General features: G+C 68.8%; 15 protein-coding genes. 11 read left to right on the top strand and 4 right to left on the bottom strand.

Going from position 1 to position 18,280, the window contains the following annotated elements:
* Positions 1-12: 12 nt before the first annotated feature.
* On the bottom strand, positions 13-1,206 hold the full coding sequence (locus D7D52_RS31045) for a helix-turn-helix domain-containing protein (RefSeq protein WP_222932707.1): 1,194 nt from the start codon (positions 1,204-1,206) through the stop codon (positions 13-15).
* A gap of 191 nt (positions 1,207-1,397) precedes the next feature.
* Here D7D52_RS31045 and D7D52_RS31040 point away from each other — a divergent pair, with 191 nt between their 5' ends.
* Positions 1,398-1,703 (top strand): hypothetical protein, encoded by a 306-nt coding sequence (locus tag D7D52_RS31040; protein WP_120742051.1) that lies wholly within the window; start codon positions 1,398-1,400, stop codon positions 1,701-1,703.
* 136 nt (positions 1,704-1,839) lie between these two features.
* On the opposite strand, the gene D7D52_RS31035 is transcribed toward D7D52_RS31040, so the two are convergent.
* A complete protein-coding gene (locus D7D52_RS31035) occupies positions 1,840-2,733 on the bottom strand; it encodes a PAC2 family protein (protein ID WP_120742049.1) in 894 nt (297 codons plus the stop codon).
* 115 nt (positions 2,734-2,848) lie between these two features.
* Between D7D52_RS31035 and metH the strand changes: the two genes are divergently transcribed.
* The 4 genes from metH to D7D52_RS31015 all read left to right on the top strand — a co-directional run bounded on the left by metH (position 2,849) and on the right by D7D52_RS31015 (position 9,398).
* A complete protein-coding gene (gene metH / locus D7D52_RS31030) occupies positions 2,849-6,427 on the top strand; it encodes a methionine synthase (RefSeq protein WP_120742047.1) in 3,579 nt (1,192 codons plus the stop codon).
* A 79-nt stretch (positions 6,428-6,506) separates the two neighbouring features.
* Positions 6,507-8,204, top strand: a complete 1,698-nt coding sequence (locus tag D7D52_RS31025; RefSeq protein WP_120742045.1) for a serine/threonine-protein kinase — start codon at positions 6,507-6,509, stop codon at positions 8,202-8,204.
* An 81-nt stretch (positions 8,205-8,285) separates the two neighbouring features.
* Positions 8,286-8,960, top strand: coding sequence for an HAD family hydrolase (locus D7D52_RS31020; RefSeq protein ID WP_281279146.1), 675 nt, complete (start codon positions 8,286-8,288; stop codon positions 8,958-8,960).
* A 57-nt stretch (positions 8,961-9,017) separates the two neighbouring features.
* On the top strand, positions 9,018-9,398 hold the full coding sequence (locus tag D7D52_RS31015) for an MmcQ/YjbR family DNA-binding protein (RefSeq protein WP_120742043.1): 381 nt from the start codon (positions 9,018-9,020) through the stop codon (positions 9,396-9,398).
* Here D7D52_RS31015 and D7D52_RS31010 read toward each other — a convergent pair whose 3' ends face one another.
* Positions 9,399-10,523, bottom strand: coding sequence for an epoxide hydrolase family protein (locus D7D52_RS31010; protein WP_120742041.1), 1,125 nt, complete (start codon positions 10,521-10,523; stop codon positions 9,399-9,401).
* 63 nt (positions 10,524-10,586) lie between these two features.
* Here D7D52_RS31010 and D7D52_RS31005 point away from each other — a divergent pair, with 63 nt between their 5' ends.
* Positions 10,587-11,540: a helix-turn-helix transcriptional regulator gene (locus D7D52_RS31005; RefSeq protein ID WP_120742040.1), complete on the top strand. Its 954-nt coding sequence runs from the start codon at positions 10,587-10,589 to the stop codon at positions 11,538-11,540.
* A gap of 51 nt (positions 11,541-11,591) precedes the next feature.
* Here D7D52_RS31005 and D7D52_RS31000 read toward each other — a convergent pair whose 3' ends face one another.
* The gene (locus tag D7D52_RS31000) at positions 11,592-12,503 is read right to left on the bottom strand and encodes a toprim domain-containing protein (RefSeq protein ID WP_162958665.1); all 912 of its coding nucleotides are present in this window, start codon (positions 12,501-12,503) and stop codon (positions 11,592-11,594) included.
* 199 nt (positions 12,504-12,702) lie between these two features.
* Here D7D52_RS31000 and D7D52_RS30995 point away from each other — a divergent pair, with 199 nt between their 5' ends.
* The 5 genes from D7D52_RS30995 to D7D52_RS30975 all read left to right on the top strand — a co-directional run bounded on the left by D7D52_RS30995 (position 12,703) and on the right by D7D52_RS30975 (position 18,213).
* Positions 12,703-13,620, top strand: coding sequence for a HalD/BesD family halogenase (locus D7D52_RS30995; protein WP_246023420.1), 918 nt, complete (start codon positions 12,703-12,705; stop codon positions 13,618-13,620).
* A 14-nt stretch (positions 13,621-13,634) separates the two neighbouring features.
* A complete protein-coding gene (locus tag D7D52_RS30990) occupies positions 13,635-14,459 on the top strand; it encodes a class I SAM-dependent methyltransferase (protein ID WP_120742036.1) in 825 nt (274 codons plus the stop codon).
* Positions 14,460-14,549: 90 nt separating this feature from the next.
* Entirely contained in the window at positions 14,550-15,932 is a 1,383-nt protein-coding gene (locus D7D52_RS30985) for an NAD(P)/FAD-dependent oxidoreductase (RefSeq protein ID WP_120742034.1), read from the top strand.
* 171 nt (positions 15,933-16,103) lie between these two features.
* Positions 16,104-17,906 (top strand): choline/carnitine O-acyltransferase, encoded by a 1,803-nt coding sequence (locus tag D7D52_RS30980; protein WP_120742032.1) that lies wholly within the window; start codon positions 16,104-16,106, stop codon positions 17,904-17,906.
* 43 nt (positions 17,907-17,949) lie between these two features.
* Positions 17,950-18,213 carry a phosphoribosyl-ATP diphosphatase gene (locus D7D52_RS30975; RefSeq protein WP_033085388.1) on the top strand — a complete coding sequence of 88 codons (264 nt, stop codon included), beginning with the start codon at positions 17,950-17,952 and terminating at the stop codon, positions 18,211-18,213.
* Positions 18,214-18,280: the final 67 nt, after the last annotated feature.

The following is an 18,280-nucleotide window of genomic DNA, read 5'->3' as shown; positions in this document are numbered from 1 at the left end:
CGTACCCAACCCTCAGCCCGCGGCCAGGGTACGCAGCTGATCCAAATACGTTCGGGTGCGCGGATCCCCGGGAAACCGCTCGATCATCTCCCGCGCCGTCTCACCGGCGATCCACATCAGCGACGGCAGCGAGCGGCGTTTGCCGCTGAACGCCTGCAACCCCTCGTCGAGGGCGAGCTCCAGATTGCGATCGCGCACCGCCACCACCGCCAGGGTCAGATGCGCCTCCGACACGCGCATGGGTTTGCGGATGCTGCCGTCCGGGCGTGTCGAGGTCAGGATCACCTGGCGGGCATAGCTTTCCGCGCGGCGATCGTCCCCGGCTACCCGGCAGCAGTCCATGGCGTAGAAGTCGAACTTCTGCGGGTCCACGACGAAATGGTTGTCCAGATTCGACGGGTGCTCGATGGTGTCGAGAATCGAACGGCCCTGGGCCAGGGCCTTTTCCACCTCGCGGCGATCGCCCAGGCGGGCCCACGCCTTGGCGCGCTGGGCGGCCAGCTGGACGCCGACGCCCAGATGCTCGGTGCCGGCGTGCGCGGCCTCGGCGGTCTCGATGGCCCCGCGATAGTTCGCCTGGGTCACGGCAAACCAGGCGGCCATTTCGGCTCCCCAGCCAATGATTTCAGCGTGGTCGGCCTCCTGCCCCAGCGACAGCGCGGCCCGGCGGGTGGCCTCGGCGGCGGTGCGCCAGCCCAGGTCGTAATCGACGCAACCGACCAGCAGGGCAACCCATCCGGCCAGCACCAGCACCTCCCGATGCTGGGCCAGCGTGAGTCGGCCGTCCAGCAGGGAGGTGATGCGGCGCAGCCACGCCGTGCCCTCGGCATGCAACTCGTGCGGATCCGCGCACGGATACTCCGAGCACAGCCGATCGGCGGTGATGCGAATGGCGTCCAGCGTGGAGCCGGACACATCGGACATGCGTAGCCGCCCAATGAATTCCAGCGTGTCCATCCCCGTGGCCGACAGCATCTCGTCGTCGCGATTGGGCCGGGACTTGGGAAAGAAGGCGGCCGTCACCGTGTCGAACGCGGCGGCGATGATCGGGGCGTAGAAATCGTCCGGGCGCGATTCCCCGGATTCCCAACGCCGCCAGTTGCGCAACAGTGTGCTGTCGGTTGGCAGATTGTGACTGGACTTGGCGCGCATGGCGCGCACCGCATCGGCTTGCGACCACCCCCGAGCATCACGTTCGGCACGCATTCGGACAGCCCAGACAGGTCGATCCTCACCGGCGGACACGCTCTGTAGTATCTCACCAGTTAACGCCGGATGGACCCGGATAGGGCATCTGGATGTCAGTGGGTTGACATCTGCAATTGCATTCGTGATTTCGTCAAACTGATGAACAGGGCACACTTCAGACAGCGATCCCCAATCCAACGGAGGTTCGGGTGGAAGCGTTGATCTATGGGTACGTGCGTGACGATCTGGCCGATGGCCGCAGCGAAGAGCTGGAGAACGCCATGTGCGGGCTCGCTCAGTCCGCCGGCCTCTGCTTCGCCGCCACGTTCCATGAATCGACCCCCGGCGACGGCACCGCGTTCGCGGAGCTGACCGCCGAACTCAAGCGTGCCGACGCGCACCACGTGGTGGTGCCGTCGCTGGATCACCTTGCGGGGCAGACCATCCCACGCGATTTGCTCATCGCCAAGCTGGCGCACGAGGCCGAGGCCCAGATCTGGGCCGTCGAGCACTAGCTCCGCAAGGACGAGGCCCGAGTCCGCGCGTTCGCGGAACCAGCCTCCGAGACGCCGCCGCACCTGCGTCGAGAACGCAGGTGCGGCAGTAGTTTTCGGGGTATAGTGGACATTCGCGCCGAATCGGGCGCTCGGGTCAGAGGCCGAAGCCGCCGCGCCCGCGCCGGCGCAGGTACTTCTCGAATTCGGCGGCGATGGCATCACCGTCGATCTTGGCCATGGCGTCGTTGATATCGACCTCGGCGTCACCGCGCTCCTCGAGCGAGCGCACGTACTCCGCGATCTCCTCGTCGCCGGCGGTCATCTCGTTGACCGCGCCCTCCCACTCCTCGGCCTGTTCGGGCAGCCCGCCCAGCGGCACCTCGACATCCAGCACATCCTCGACCCGGTGCAGCAGCGAGATGATCGCCTTGGGGTTGGGGGGCTGGGAGACGTAGTGCGGCACCGCCGCCCAGAAGGAGATGGCCGGGACGCCCGCGCGTACGCACGCGTCCTGCAGCACTCCGGTGATACCGGTCGGTCCCTCGTAGCGGGTCTGCTCGAGGTTGAAACGCTCCGCGGCTTCCTTGCTGTACGCGGTCCCGGTGACCGGAACCGGGCGCGTGTGCGGGGTGTCCGCCAGCAGCGCGCCGAGGATCACCACCGTCGACACGCCGAGCTGCTCGACGAATTCGAGGATGTCATTACAGAAGGAGCGCCACCGCATGTTCGGCTCGACTCCGCGCAACAACACGACATCGCGTTCACTGCCCGGGGGTGAGCACACCGACAACATGGCCGAGGGCCACTGAATCTCGCGGGTCACCCCGTCGACCTGCCGCACCGTCGGCCGGTTGACCTGATAGTCGTAATAGTCCTCGGAGTCGAGCTCGGCCAGCGGCTGCGCGTCCCAGATCAGTTCCAGATGCTCGACCGCGCCACTGGCGGCATCGGCGGCATCGTTCCAGCCTTCGAAGGCGGCCACGAGCACCGGATCCCGCAGGCTGGGCAGGTCCGATTCCGGTGGCACCGGGGATTCACTGGCGTTCACCCGGTCAGCCTACGGTGTGCCCACACGCAGTGTGCATGCGACGCGCAATGTGCGATCGGCATGGGACACGACACCGACGCCGGGATTGTCTGGGCCTCCCACTACTCTTGAGTACATGTCTGTACGCAGCCGCGCCGAATTCGACACCAGCCTTTTGGACACGCTCAGGCGGCGTGTCGTGATCGGGGACGGTGCGATGGGGACGATGCTGCAGGCCGCGGATCTGACGTTGGATGATTTCCGGGGGCTCGAGGGGTGTAACGAGATCCTCAACGAAACGCGGCCCGACGTGCTGCGTCATATTCATCGCGCCTACTTCGAGGCCGGGGCGGACGCGGTCGAGACCAATACTTTCGGGTGCAACCTGCCCAACCTGGCCGATTACGACATCGCGGATCGGATTAGGGATCTGTCCGAGCGCGGGACCCGGCTCGCGCGCGAGGTCGCCGACGAGATGGGCAAGTCGGCGGACGGGACCCCGCGGTATGTACTGGGGTCGATGGGCCCGGGCACCAAGCTGCCGACGCTGGGGCACGCGCCCTACGCGGCGTTGCGCGACGCCTACGCCGAGGCGGCGCTGGGCATGCTCGACGGCGGCGCGGACGCCATCCTCATCGAGACCTGCCAGGACCTGCTGCAGGTCAAGGCCGCGGTCACCGGCAGCCACCGGGCCATGCTGACCGCGGGCCGGCGGATTCCGATCATCACGCACGTGACCATGGAGACCACCGGCACCATGCTGGTCGGCTCCGAAATCGGCGCGGCGCTCACCGCGCTCGAGAACCTCGGCATCGACATGATCGGCCTCAACTGCGCCACCGGTCCCGACGAGATGAGCGAGCATCTGCGGCATCTGTCCAAGCACGCCGCACTGCCGGTGTCGGTGATGCCGAATGCCGGCCTGCCCATTCTCGGGGCCAATGGCGCCGAATACCCGCTCACGCCAGAGGAATTGGCGGTCGCGCTGAGCCAGTTCGTCTCCGAGTTCGGCCTGTCGCTGGTCGGCGGCTGCTGCGGCACCACGCCCGAGCACATCCGCCAGGTCGCCGAGGCGGTGCGCGACACCCGGCAGGCCCCGCGCACTCCCGTGCACGAGCCGAGCGTCTCCTCCATCTACAGTGCGGTGCCGTTCGAGCAGGACGCCTCCATCCTGATGATCGGCGAACGCACGAATGCCAACGGCTCCAAGGCTTTCCGCGAGGCCATGCTGGCCGGCGACTGGCAGAAGTGCCTCGACATCGCCAAGGATCAGACCCGCGACGGCGCGCACATGCTGGATCTGTGCGTGGACTACGTCGGCCGCGACGGCACCGCCGACATGGCCGAGCTGGCCTCACGGCTGGCGACGGCCTCCACGCTGCCGATCATGCTGGACTCCACCGAAACTCCGGTGCTGAAGGCCGGTTTGGAGCATCTGGGCGGGCGCTGCGCCATCAACTCGGTCAACTACGAGGACGGCGACGGGCCGGAGTCGCGCTTCCAGCAGACCATGGCGCTGGTCGCCGAACACGGTGCGGCCGTGGTGGCTTTGACCATCGACGAGGAGGGCCAGGCGCGCACCGCCGAGCACAAGGTGGCCATCGCCGAGCGGCTGATCGAGGACATCACGACCAACTGGGGTCTGGCGGAGTCCGACATCATCATCGACACGCTGACCTTCACCCTGGGCACCGGCCAGGAGGAGTCGCGCCGCGACGGCATCGAAACCATCGAGGCCATCCGGGAACTCAAGCGCCGCCACCCGAATGTGCAGACCACACTGGGTCTTTCGAACATCTCCTTCGGTCTCAACGCGGCCGCCCGGCAGGTGCTCAACTCGGTGTTCATGCACGAATGCGTGGAGGCCGGGCTGGATTCGGCCATCGTGCACGCCTCCAAGATCCTGCCCATGGCCCGGATTCCCGAGGAGCAGCGCCAGACCGCGCTGGATCTGGTCTACGACCGCCGCACCGAGGACTACGACCCGCTGCAGAAGCTCATGGAGCTGTTCGAGGGCGTGTCGGCGGCCTCGTCCAAGGCCTCGCGCGCCGAGGAGCTGGCCGCGCTGCCGCTGTTCGAGCGGCTCGAGCGGCGCATCGTGGACGGCGAGAAGGCCGGGCTGGACGCCGATCTCGACGAGGCCATGCAGCAGGTCCCGCCGCTGCAGATCATCAACGAGACCCTGCTGGCCGGCATGAAGACCGTCGGCGAGCTGTTCGGTTCGGGTCAGATGCAGCTGCCGTTCGTGCTGCAGTCGGCCGAGACCATGAAAACCGCTGTGGCGCACCTGGAACCGCACATGGAGTCCACCGACGACTCCGGCAAGGGTCGCATCGTGCTGGCCACCGTCAAGGGCGACGTGCACGACATCGGCAAGAACCTGGTGGACATCATCCTGTCCAACAATGGCTACGAGGTCGTGAATCTCGGTATCAAGCAGCCGATTTCGACTATTCTCGATGCCGCGGTGGACAAGAAGGCCGATGTCATCGGCATGTCCGGGCTGCTGGTGAAATCGACGGTGGTCATGAAGGAAAACCTCGAGGAAATGAACACCCGCGGTGTCGCGGAACAGTTCCCGGTGCTCCTCGGCGGCGCGGCGCTCACCCGCGCCTACGTCGAACACGATCTCACCGAGGTCTACGAGGGCGATGTGCATTACGCGCGTGACGCTTTCGAGGGCCTGCGCCTGATGGACGAGATCATGACCCGCAAGCGCGGCGGCGGACCGGCCCCGGATTCGCCCGAGGCGCTGGCCGAGCGCGCCGCGGCGGCCGAACGCAAGGCCCGCCACGAGCGCTCCAAGCGCATCGCGGCCGAACGCAAGGCCAAGGAGGTGCCCATCGAGGTGCCCGAGCGCTCGGACGTGGCCGCCGACGTGCCGGTGCCGACGCCGCCGTTCTGGGGCACCCGCATCGTCAAGGGCCTGTCGGTCAACGAGTACTCCGGGCTGCTCGACGAGCGCGCGCTGTTCCTGGGCCAGTGGGGGCTGCGCGGCCAGCGCGGCGGCGAGGGCCCCTCCTACGAGGAGCTGGTGGAGACCGAAGGCCGTCCGCGCCTGCGGTATTGGCTGGACCGGCTGATCGCCGAGGGCGTGCTGCAACACGCCGCGGTTGTCTATGGGTATTTCCCGGCGGTTTCCGAGGGCGACGATGTGATAGTTCTCACCGAGCCCAAACCCGATGCGCCGGAACGCTTCCGGTTCACATTCCCGCGTCAGCAACGCGACCGGTTCCTCTGCATCGCCGACTTCATTCGCTCGCGCGCCCACGCGATCGAGACCGGTCAGGTGGATGTGATGCCGTTCCAGCTGGTCACCATGGGTCAGCCCATCGCCGACTTCGCCAATGTGCTGTTCGCGGAGAACAACTATCGCGACTACCTCGAGGTGCACGGCATCGGCGTGCAACTCACCGAGGCGCTGGCCGAGTTTTGGCATCGGCGGGTCCGGGAAGAACTCACACTGGAAGGACATTCGGTCGCCGACGAGGATCCCGCCGATGTGCTGGATTACTTCAAACTCGGATACCGTGGCGCACGGTATTCATTCGGCTATGGAGCCTGCCCGAACTTGGAGGATCGGGCCAAACTGGTCGATCTGCTGGACGCCGGCCGGATCGGCGTGATGCTGTCGGAGGAGTTGCAACTGCATCCGGAGCAGTCGACGGATGCGTTCGTGCTGCTGCACCCGGAAGCCAAGTACTTCAACGCTTAATATTTTCACCAGGTTTCCGGGCTTTCGCGCAGAGTTGCAGGGTGCTCGGCGCGAAGGCTTGCAGGAGGGGCACAACCACATGAGCGCAGACCGGCTGATTGCGGGGCGGTACCGACTGACGGATCCGATCGGCACCGGTGCGATGGGGGTCGTGTGGCGCGCGACCGATGTGCGACTGCGGCGCACCGTCGCCGTCAAACAACTGCTGCTGACACCGGGGTTGACCAGATCGCAGGCCGTGGAGGCCAGGATGCGGGCGATGCGTGAGGGGCGCATCGCGGCGCGCCTGCATCATCCCAACGCCGTCACCGTGTTCGACGTGGCGGAGGAGGACGGCCAGCCCTGGCTGGTGATGGAATACGTCGACGCCGTCAGTCTCGCGCAGCTGATGCGCGAGAAGGGCCGGCTGTCGCCGGTCGAGGTGGGCCGCATCGGCGCCAAGGTCGCCGAGGCGCTGGCCGCCGCGCACAAGGCCGGGATCGTGCACCGGGATGTCAAGCCCGCCAATATCCTTGTCGCCGACGACGGCACGGTGAAGATCACCGACTTCGGCATCTCGCGCGCCACCGGCGATGTCACGGTCACCTCCACCGGCTTCCTGGCCGGCACCCCCGCCTACCTGTCGCCGGAGGTGGCGCGGGGTGAGAATCCCGAACCCGCTTCGGACGTCTTCGCTTTGGGCTCCACCCTCTACGCGGCGGTCGAGGGCAAGCCGCCGTTCGGCGAGGGCGACAACCCCCTGGCCGTCCTACATTCGGTGGCGCGCGCCCAGGTGCCGTGGCCCGCGCACGCCGCGGCGCTGGCCCCTGTGCTGATGGATCTGCTGGCCGCCGAGGCCGAGGACCGCCCCACCATGGTGCAGGCCGCCGAACGGTTGCAGGCGGTCGCGGAGGGTCGCGCGCCCGCCGCGCCGATCCAGCCCACCAAGGTGCTGCCGGCCGCGAACGAGGCTGCGGCCGTAGCGGCTTCGGGCGCGCCGACCACGGTGCTGTCCACCTCCCGCACAGGTGCGCCCAGCAATGCCAGCGATGCGACCGTGCATGTCGACATGGGCAAGGGAGCCGCCGGCACCGCGCCCGACGTCCCGCCGGTCGGTCCCGGCACCGGGAAAACCGCTGGCGGGCAACGCAATCCGCGCCAGCTGGTATTGATCGCGGCCGGAGTCGTGGCCGCGCTGGTGCTGGCCACCGTGATCGGTATCGCGGTGAGCAGCCGCGACAACGGGACGACGCAGGCGGTCGGCGGCAGCACGGTGACGACCCCGGTGTCCCCGCCGCAGACCTCGGCCCCCGACAACCTGGGTCCCGCGGACGGCGGTAACTCGCAGCCCACCCGCGAGGGACAGGCAGGGGCCACCCGCGCACCGACCTCCGCGCCGACCACGACCACGCCGCCGCCGTCGTCCTCGGCGGCCCCGACCACGCCCCCGAAGCCGACCACCCCGCCGCCGTCCACCACGCCCTTCGGCCCGGCGCAGCCCGCGTCGGTGACCTCGTTCGTGCAGAGCTACTACGGCATGCTGCCCGGCAATGTGAGCGGCGCGTGGTCGATGCTGTCGCCGGGCTACCAGTCGGCCACGGGCGGCTACGGCAGCTACTCCGCGTTCTGGAACAGCATCTCCTCGGTGAGTGTGGGTGCGGTCACGCCCAACGGGGAGAACCGCGCGGTGGTCGCGCTCACCTACGTGTCCAAGAACGGCCAGGTCAGCTCGGAAAACCGGTGGATCCAGGTGGATTCCTCGACCGGGCGTCTGCTGATCACCGCCTCGGGCGTGTGACGGCCCGCGGCGCGGCGGCCCGATAGGCTGGACCGGCTCCACCCGAGGTGGGGCCGGTATCGGTGGAAGGAGTTCGGGTCGGTGGCGCGGTTGCACGCGGTGTTGTGGGACATGGACGGAACGCTGCTGGACTCGGAGAAACTCTGGGATCTGGCCTTGCGGGAGCTCGCGGCGGAATACGGGCGCGAGCTGACCGAGGAGGTCCGGCACGCGCTCATCGGCGCGGCGGGGCCCACCGCTTTCCGAATCCTGTTCGAGGGCTTGGGGATCGAGCACACGCCCGAGTCGGTCGAGTACGGCACGGCGTGGATGGAGCGGCGGGTGACCGAGCTGTTCGCCGGGCCGGTGCCGTGGCGGCCGGGTGCGCGTGAGGCCCTGGATATGGTGCGTGCGGCCGGGATTCCGATGGCGCTGGTCACCAATACCAAGCGGTCGTTGGCGGAATTGGGGCTGGACACGTTGGGGCGCGAGTACTTCGCGGCCACCGTCTGCGCCGATGAGGTGCCGCACGGCAAACCCGCCCCGGACCTGTATCTGCGGGCCGCCGAACTGCTCGGCGTGGCCCCGGACAACGCGGTGGCGATCGAGGATTCGCCGACCGGGGCGGCGGCCGCGCAGGCGGCGGGCTGCGCGCTGCTGGTGGTGCCGTGCGAGGTGGCGGTCCCGGACGCGCCGGGGCGGACCTTCCGCGAGAGCCTGATCGGCCTGACCGTCGCGGAGCTCGAGGACTTGCTGCCGGTGCGCGCGGGCTCCTGAACCGCCGGATTCCCATTCGTCCAAGCCCGCACCGCCGTCGTGGCCTAGCCTGCGGGTATGGACAGCGTGCTGGAACGACTGCGGGCCGTGTGCCGCGGGCTGCCGGCGGTGAGCGAGAAGCTCAGTCACGGTGAACCGTGCTGGTTCGCGGGCGGCAAGAAGATGTTCGTCATGTTCGCCGACCATCACCACGACGACCGGCTCGGATTCTGGTGCGCGGCACCGGCGGGCGTGCAGGCGGAGCTGGTCGCGGCCGAACCGGGACGGTACTTCCGGCCGCCCTACGTGGGGCATCGCGGCTGGCTCGGGGTGTATCTCGACGTGCCGGTGGACTGGGACGAGATCGGGGAGATCGTCGAGGACGCCTACCGGCAGGTCGCGACGAAAAAGCTGCTGGCGGAACTGGATTCCCGCACCGCCGCGTCACAGCCGGAGTGATCAGCGCAGCGGTCCGAAGAACGCCCGCAGATCACCGGCCAGATTCTCCGGATCCTCCATGGCCGGAAAGTGCAGGCCGCGTTCGAATTCCGACCAGTGCGCATCGGCCGGCGCCGGAACCACCCGGCGCACGGTCTCGTCCGCGCCGAAGACGGCGAACCCCTGCGGAACCGCCGGCGGCGCACCCCACTCGGCGGAATGCGACTGCTCGTAGAGGGTGTGCGCGGCCGAGGCGCCGGACCCGGTGAACCAGTGCAGCGACACCGTGGTGAGCAGCTGGTCGCGGTCGATCGGCAGGTCGGTCCAGGACTCGAATTTCTCGGCGATCCACGCCAATTGCAGCACCGGCGAATCCACCAGGCCATAACCGATGGTCTGCGGGCGACTGTTCTGAATGGCCAGATACCCCGAACCATCGCGGCGGAAGGCGTCCATGCGATCGAGGATCACCTTGTCGACCGGATCGTCCGGGTCGAGGCCGTCGGCCAGCCCGGGCAGGAAGGTTGCGACATTCGCGGCGGTCAGCGGATCGGTGACCACGTGCACCCCCGTCACGTGCGCGCCGTCGAGAGCCGCGACCAGCCCCGAGACGCCGCCGCCGACATCGCCGCCGTGCACGCCGTAGCGGTCGTAGCCGAGCCGGGCCATCAACTCGATCCAGGCGCGGGCGGTGCGGGCCATGGTCCAGCCGGTGCCCGCCAGCGGGGTGGACAGCGCGTAACCGGGCAGCGACGGGGCGACCACATGGAAGGCCGGGCCGTCGGCGGGCTCGGTCAACAGCGGGATCAGGCGCAAAAATTCGGCGATCGAACTGGGGAAGCCGTGGGTGATCAGCAGCGGCTGGGCATCCGGGCGGGGCGAACGGACGTGCAGGAAGTGGATGTGCTGGCCGTCGATCTCGGTGGTGAACTGGGGGAGGGCGTTGAGTTCGGCTTCCCGTGCGCGCCAATCGAACCCGGTGCGCCAGTACTCGGCCAGCTCCCGCAGGTTCGCTTCGGGGATACCGCGCTCCCAGCCGGTACCGGGCAGCTGCGCGGCCCAGCGGGCGCGGGCGAGACGGTCGTGCAGGTAATCCAACTCGGACTGGGGGATCTCGAGGGTGAAGGGGCGGATCTCGTTGCTCATGAATCCCAAGGTAGAAGCCATCGAGGAACGGTTCGTTCCGCAATGAGCGGATATCCTCGAGAAATGTTGGAAACCTCCGCCCGCCTGCTGCGACTGCTCTCGCTGCTGCAGTCCCGGCGCGACTGGACCGGGGCCGAGCTCGCCGAGCGCCTGGAGGTCACGCCGCGCACCATTCGCAAGGACATGGACCGGCTGCGCGAGCTCGGCTATCCCGTGGAAGCCCGGCCCGGCGTCGCAGGCGGCTATCGGCTCGGGTCCGGCGGGGCGCTGCCGCCGCTGTTGCTCGACGATGACGAGGCGGTGGCGGTGGCGATCGGATTGCGCACGGCGGCAAGCGGTTCCATCCTCGGCATCGAGGAGACCTCGTTGCGCGCGCTGACCAAGCTGCAGCAGATCCTGCCCGCGCGGCTGCGGCACAGGGTCGCCGCTTTCCAGCACGCCGTCTCGGTCCCCATGCGCGGACCCCGCGTCAGCCCCGACACCCTCACCGCTGTCGCTGCTGCCTGCCGCGACCACGAGCGACTGCGTTTCGACTACCGCACCCACTCCGGCGCGTCCGCGCGGCGCGCGGCCGAACCCCACCGCCTGATCAACCACCGCCAGCGCTGGTACCTGCTCGCCTGGGACCTCGACCGCGCCGACTGGCGCACCTTCCGCGTCGACCGCATGACCCCGCGCACCCCCACCGGCCCCCGCTTCCCCCCGCGCCCGCTCCCGCCCGACCCCGAGATCGCCGCCCGCGTCGAACGCGGCATCGGCGAGGCCACCTGGCGATTCCGCGCCCGCGTCATCGTCCACGCCTCGGCCGCCCACGTCCGCGACCGCATCCCGATCCCCCTCGACGTCGAAGAACTCGGCCCCGACCGCTGCGCCTTCGAACCCGGCTCCGACCACCCCGAAATGCTCGCCCTCTACCTGGGCCTCCTGGACGCCGACTTCGACGTGGTCGATTCCCCCGCCCTAGCCGCCGCCCTCACCACCCTCATCGCCCGCTACCAACGCGCCCTACCCCGCTGAGTGGCACACCAGCGCGGCCGAATCGGACAAATCACCTCGGTGGTGTGCCGCTCAGCGGGTGTAGTGGGGGTCGAGGACGGGGACGGGGAGGAGGTCGGGCGGGTGGTGGCCGGCGTTGAAGTGGTCGGTGAGGTCGTTGCCGTCGCGGGCCTCGACAACTCGGAGGTGCCGCACCGAATCGGCCAGGGATTCGGCGACTTTCGCGGCGTGGCGGTAGCCGGCGGCGTCGCGGTCGGCCACCACCCAGACTCGGCGCGCTCCGGACAGCCACTCGGCGTGCTCGGCGTGCCAGGCGTTCGCGCCGCCCGCATTGCAGGTCGCGGTCAGCCCGGCGTGGCGCGCGGCGAGGACGTCGGCCTCGCCCTCGCACACGTAGATGTCGCGCCCGTCCCGCACCGCCTCGATCACCTCCGGCAACTGGTACGGCACCCGCGCGAATCCGCCGTTTTCCCAACCGTTCTCGGTGCGCCGCAGCTGGTAGAACGACTTCACATAGCCTTGGCGATGCAGCGTGCGCAGCCGCACCACGCACCCCACCGCATGCCCTGCCGCATCGCGATACAGGTACGCGGCCACCTGCCGAGGCTTTCTGATCGGTGGCCCGAAATCCGGTTTGTGCATCGAAAGCGTCAGCCCCGCAGCCAGAATCGCCCGATCCGCGAGCGTCAATTCCGGACCGTTCGCCGCGCGCCGCGGCCGTTCCGGCGGCGGTCCGTCGAACAGATCCCGCACCCCCAGCCCCAGCCGCGCGAGCACCTCCACATCCGGACATCCGGCGAAACATCGCACCACGGTTCGCTGCCGCTGCGGGTTGTATACCACCCCCAGCGACGGCCGGTGCCGACGCCCGTCCGCCTCGTGTACGGGGCACAGGTAGGTGATCCATTCGGACCCGCGTCGCCCCGGCCCGGACACCTGTGACAGCGCCCGGTTGATGGTCTCCCACGATCCCTGACTGCCCATAGCGACCGGTCCTCTCACTACCGGTGTACCCGCCTGAACAGGACTGTCAACGCTTCCCGGCCAGGTTGTAGCGCAGCCGAGACACACGCGCGCGGGCGCGGCGGTGACGATCAAAAGTTGTGGGGCACAGGAAAAGTGAGAGCTCACAATTGGGCGATATCCCGGGCGTGGCGGCGGAGTGTCGGCCAGAATATGCGGCATGGTTGCGGTTGGGGGTTGGGGTGACGCGTCCGAGACCGATGGGGCTGCCGAAGAGGTGGTACCGCTAGGCGGGCACGCCGTGCCCGGAGTGGACGGGACGCGGTATCCGTTGCACGAGCCCGGCGGGCAGCGGTGGCAGGCCGCGGTGACGGCGGCGCGCGCCGAACTGGCCGCCGACGGGTGCTGTGTGCTGCGGGGATTCATTCGGCCGGAGTTGTTGGGCACCTTGCGATCCGAGGGCGCCGCGCTGGCGCCGCACGCCTACTACACGGTGCAGGACGTCAACGCCTACAACATTCCCCTCGATACGCAACTGCCCGAGGACCATCCCGGGCGAATCGTGTTGCGGCGCGGAAACGCTTTCGTGGCAAGGGATCTCATTCCCCGCCAGGCCCTGATTCACCAGCTCTACACCGATACCCGCTTCCAGCGGTTCGTGGCCGACTGCTTCGGGCTGACGGAACTGCACGAGTACACCGATCCGCTGGCGGGCCTGTGCCTCAACGTCGTCGCGCCCGGGAACTCGCATCCGTGGCATTTCGACACCAACGAATTCACCGTCAGCATGCTCACCCAGGAACCGGAAGACGGTGGGGTGTTCGAGTATTGCCCCAATATCCGCTCCCGGGAGGCGGAGAACCTCGCGGACGTGCGGGCGGTGCTGACCGGGGGCGGGGAGCGATTCATCCGGCGGCTCGAGCTGCGCCCGGGGGATCTGCAGCTGTTCCAGGGGAGATTCTCGTTGCATCGGGTCGCGCCCGTAGCCGGTGCGGTGCAACGACATTCGGCGATCTTCGCCTACAGCGACACCCCGGGACTGATCGGCACCGCCGAACGGACCCGGCAGCTGTTCGGGCGGGTGCTGCCGGATCATCTGGCCGTCGGGGAGATCCGCGGCGATCAACTGCTCGACTGAGAAGGGAACAGCGCGTGCCGGTTTCGTTGCACAGTTCTACCGGGAAAGCCTCCTTCGACGACATCTACGATCGGCCCGACCCCCGCGAGTACTACGCTCGCATGACCGAATTGGATTACCAGATACCGGAATCGGCGAAACCGCACTTCCAGCGACTGCTCACCGAATACCGGGCCGCCACCGGCATCGCCACCCCCACCGTCCTCGACATCGGCTGCTCCTACGGCGTCAACGCGGCCCTGCTGCGCCTGGACACCACCATGGCCGAACTGGCCGAGCACTACCGATTCGACGGCGACCTCGACAAACTCCTGGCCCGCGACCAGGAACTCCTCGAAGCCGGCGAGCAACTGCCCGGCGTCCGATTCCTCGGCATGGACGCCTCCCGCCCCGCCCTCGACTACGCCCGCGCCGCCGGATTCCTGCACGACACCGTGCACGCCGACCTGGAGGCCGCCGATCCCACCGAGGCGCAGCGCGCCACCCTCGCCGCCGCGGATCTGGTCATCTCCACCGGCTGCGTCGGCTACGTCTCCGAACGCACCCTGCTGCGGGTGGCCCGCGCCCACGGCGGAAAACTGCCCTGGATGGCGCATTTCGTGCTGCGCATGTTCGACTTCGACCCCATCGCCGCACAGCTGGCCACCCTCGGCTACCGCACCGAACGGGTACCCGGCGCCTACCGGCAGCGCCGCTTCGCCTCCGCCGACGAACAGGCCCGGGTGCTCGACACCCTCGCCGCCGCCGGCATCGATCCCGGTGAGTACGAAGCCGACGGCTGGCTGTACGCGCAGCTGCACCTGTCGCGCCCGGCGCACGCACCGGTCGCCGACCGCTGAAACCCCGCCGCCGCCTGACCGATCCGGTCGGGCGGCGGGAATGACATGCGGGATTCACCTGAAACCAGCCACGGATTGTTACGGTGAAGAATGGCACCAGCGAAGATCGTGATTGTCGGCGGTGGTTTCGCGGGCGTGGAATGCGCCCGCTATCTGGAACGCCGTGTCGGACCCGAAGAAGCGGAAATCCAACTCGTCACCCCCGACGCGGGCCTGCTGTATCTGCCGCTGCTGCCGCAGGTCGCTTCCGGCGCGCTCAATCCGCGCTCGGTGTCGGTGCCGCTGCGGCGGGTGCTGCGGCGCACCGAGGTGATTCCCGGCATGGCCGTCGGCGTGGACCCCGAGACCCGGCAGGTCATCGTGCGCCGGCACTCCGGCGAGGAATGCGCCTACGGCTTCGACCAATTGGTGCTGTCGCCCGGCAGCATCACCCGCATCCAGGACGTCCCCGGACTGCACGAGCACGGGTTCGGGATGAAAACCCTGTCGGAGGCCATGTACCTGCGCGACCACGTGCTACGGCAACTGGACGTCGCCGCGGTGCGCGGCGAGGAGGACATCGACCGCGAGCGGCTCAACTTCGTCACCATCGGCGCGGGCTACGCCGGCACCGAGACCACCGCGGTGCTCAACAAGGTCTGCCAGGCCGCCGCGCGCCGCTACTTCCCGCAGGCCGAATCCACCATGGTGCGCTGGCATCTGGTCACCCACGGCGACCGGATCATGCCCGAACTCGGCGAACGCCTCGGCGCGGACGCGAAAAAGATTCTGGCACAACAGGGTATCGAGCTCGTCTCCGGCGCCTCCGCCCAGGAGGTCACCGCGCGCGGCGTCACCCTCACCGACGGCCGGCACATCCCGACCCGCACGGTGCTGTGGACCGCCGGGGTCGCGCCCAGCCCGCTGGCCGGGCACCTGGGCGCCGACACCGACCACGGGCGCATCGTCGTCAACCCCGACTTCAGCGTGCCGGGACTGCGCGGCGTCTGGGCCCTCGGCGACGCGGCCGCCGTCCCGGATCTGGCCGCGGGCGACGGCAAAACCTGCCCGCCCACCGCCCAGCACGCCATGCGCCAGGGCAAGCACATGGCCAAGAACCTGCTCGCCACCCTGCGCGGCGGCCCGGTCAAGCCCTACCGGCATCCGGACCTGGGGCTGGTGGTCGACCTCGGCGGCAAGGACGCGTTGGCGCGCCCGCTGAAGATCGGATTGCAGGGCCTGCCCGCGCAATTCGTCACCCGCGGCTATCACCTGGGCGCGCTGCGCACCGTCGTCGCCCGCAGCCGGGTGGCCTTCGACTGGGCGGTGCACGGGCTCAGCGGCGACGACTTCCTGCGCATCGGCTACGGCGACTATCCGACCCATACCATCGGCGGTTTCGAGCAGACCGGGTGCTATCTGTCCCCCGAGGAAGTCGAGCTGCGGTTGAAGAAACTGTGCGAACCGGGCTCGCACGGCAACTGGCTCGCATGAAAACTGTTGTCGCGCAGTAAAGCACCTTCCGGCCGCGTGTCATCGGGATTCGGCCGAACGCTGGCGCGCGGACCGGTTGGATGACAAGAATGGGGCGGTGACCGACGGGGGACGGTCACGCGTGTGCAAAAAGCCAGGCTGCCCCTGCCCCATCGACCCCAAGGACAACCCTTGAGCGAGAGCACCTTCGCTTACGACGAGCAGCTGCCCCGCGTGCCGCTCCCCACGCTGGAGGAGAGCTGCACCCGGTTCCTGCACTGGTGCGCGCCGCTGCTCACCTCCGACCAGTACGCCGCCACCGCGGCCGCGGTCGAGGACCTGCTGCGGCCCGACAGCCCCGCCCGCACCCTGCACGCCGACCTGGAGCGGTTCGACCGCACCCCCGGCGTCGGCAGCTGGCTCGACGAGTTCTGGCCCTCGCGCTATCTGGGCCGGCGTGACCGAATCGCGTTGAACGCCAACTTCTTCTTCCTCTTCCGCGACGACACCGTGCTGGCCACCTCCACCGGCGCCGACCAGAGCGAACGCGCCGCCGCGCTGATCACCGCGGCCGTCGACTACAAGCTGCGCCTGGACCGCGAGGAGATCCCGCCCGCCACCCAGCGCGGCACGCGACTCAATATGGCGCAGAACAAGTTCCTGTTCTCCGAGACCCGTATTCCGGGCGCGCCCCAGGACACCGTGCGCGTGCCCTACAGCGACGAGTGGCCGGGGCATTCCGAGGCCCGCCACATCGTGGTCTTCTACCGCGGCAACATGTTCCGGATGGACGTCGTCGGCGCGGGCGGTGCGCCCTACACGCCCGAGGACCTCGCCGCGGGGCTGCGGGCGGTCATGAAGGCCGGTGCGCGCCGCGCCCCCGTCAACGTCTCGCCCGGACACCTCACCACCATGGCCCGCGCCGACTGGGCGCCGCTGTACGCCGCGCTGCGCCCGGCCAACAACGCCGCCTTCGACACCATCGAGACCGCGCTGTTCTGCGTGTGCCTCGAGGACTTCGCGCCCCGCGACACCCTGCACGCCTGCGATCAACTGCTGCACGGCGACAGCGGCAACCGCTGGTTCGACAAATCGGTGTCGCTCATCGTGTTCGCCGACGGCACGGCCGGCATCAATGTCGAGCATTGCGGGCTCGACGGCACCACCATCCTGTCGTTCGTCGACGACCTGCTGGAAACCTCGGTCAGCGCGCACGCCGAACGCTCCGGGGCGCAACCGCAGGGGCTGCCCGCCATCGAACCCATCGAGTTCACCCTCGGGCCCGAGGCGCGCACCGAGATCGCCTCGGCCGCCGCGTCTTTCGCGCAGTATGCCGCCGACACGGCCACCAGCACGGTGTCGTTCGACTTCGGCACCGCCCGCGCCAAGAGCCTGCGCATCTCCCCGGACGCGCTGGCCCAGTTGAGCTATCAGCTCGCCCACAAGCGCAGCAAGGGCTTCAACGGCGCCACCTACGAATCCATCGCCACCCGGCAGTTCCGCAACGGCCGCACCGAGGCCATGCGCGTCATCACCCCGGAGATGCTGGAATTCGTTGCGGCCATGGAAGACCCGGCGCTGGATCGGGACGCCAAACTGGCCGCGCTGCGCGCCGCCGCCGACGCTCACGTGCGCCGCGCCCAGGAATGCCAGCGCGGCGAGGCCCCCGAACAGCACCTGTGGGAACTGCAGTGGATTCAGCGCCGCCGCGGCGCACAGCTGGGCGCGACCGAGCCGATGGCCTTCTACGACAGCCCCGGCTGGATCGTCTCGCGCGACGACTTCCTGTCCACCAGCTCCGCGCCGTCGGTGAACATCCAGTTCTTCGGGTTCGGGTCCACCAGCCCCACCTGCATCGGCATCGCCTACGTGCTGCTGCCCGACCGCTGGAACCTCTACCTGGCCACACCGAAGCACGTCGCGCGGCAGATGCACGAGTTCGCCGGGCACCTGAAGGGCGCGGTGGCCGAACTCACCGAACTGCTCACCGTATAACCGATTGCGGGGAGTGTGCGCTCGTCTGCGAGAATCACTCCCCGTGAAATCTTTCGAAGCCCTGTTCGCCGAGCTGCAGGATCGTGCCGCCAACCGCCCCGAGGGGTCGGGCACCGTCGCCGCCCTGGACGCCGGCGTGCATGCGCAGGGCAAGAAGGTGCTCGAGGAAGCCGGCGAGGTCTGGATCGCCGCCGAGTACCAGAGCGATGAGGAACTCTCCGAGGAGATCTCGCAGCTGCTCTACTGGGTGCAGGTGCTGATGGTGGGCCGCGGCCTGCGGCTCGAGGACGTGTACCGACATCTGTGACGCGCCGGGCCGCCGTACACCGGGTCCAAGCAGGACCGGAGTGCGGCGGCCCGTCGTTCGTCCCCCT

Origin of the sequence: Nocardia yunnanensis (assembly GCF_003626895.1) — a bacterium.
In the GTDB taxonomy this organism is placed as follows: Bacteria; Actinomycetota; Actinomycetes; order Mycobacteriales; family Mycobacteriaceae; genus Nocardia; species Nocardia yunnanensis.
Note: the sequence above shows the minus strand (reverse complement) of the source record. Positions and strands in the feature narration are given on the sequence as shown.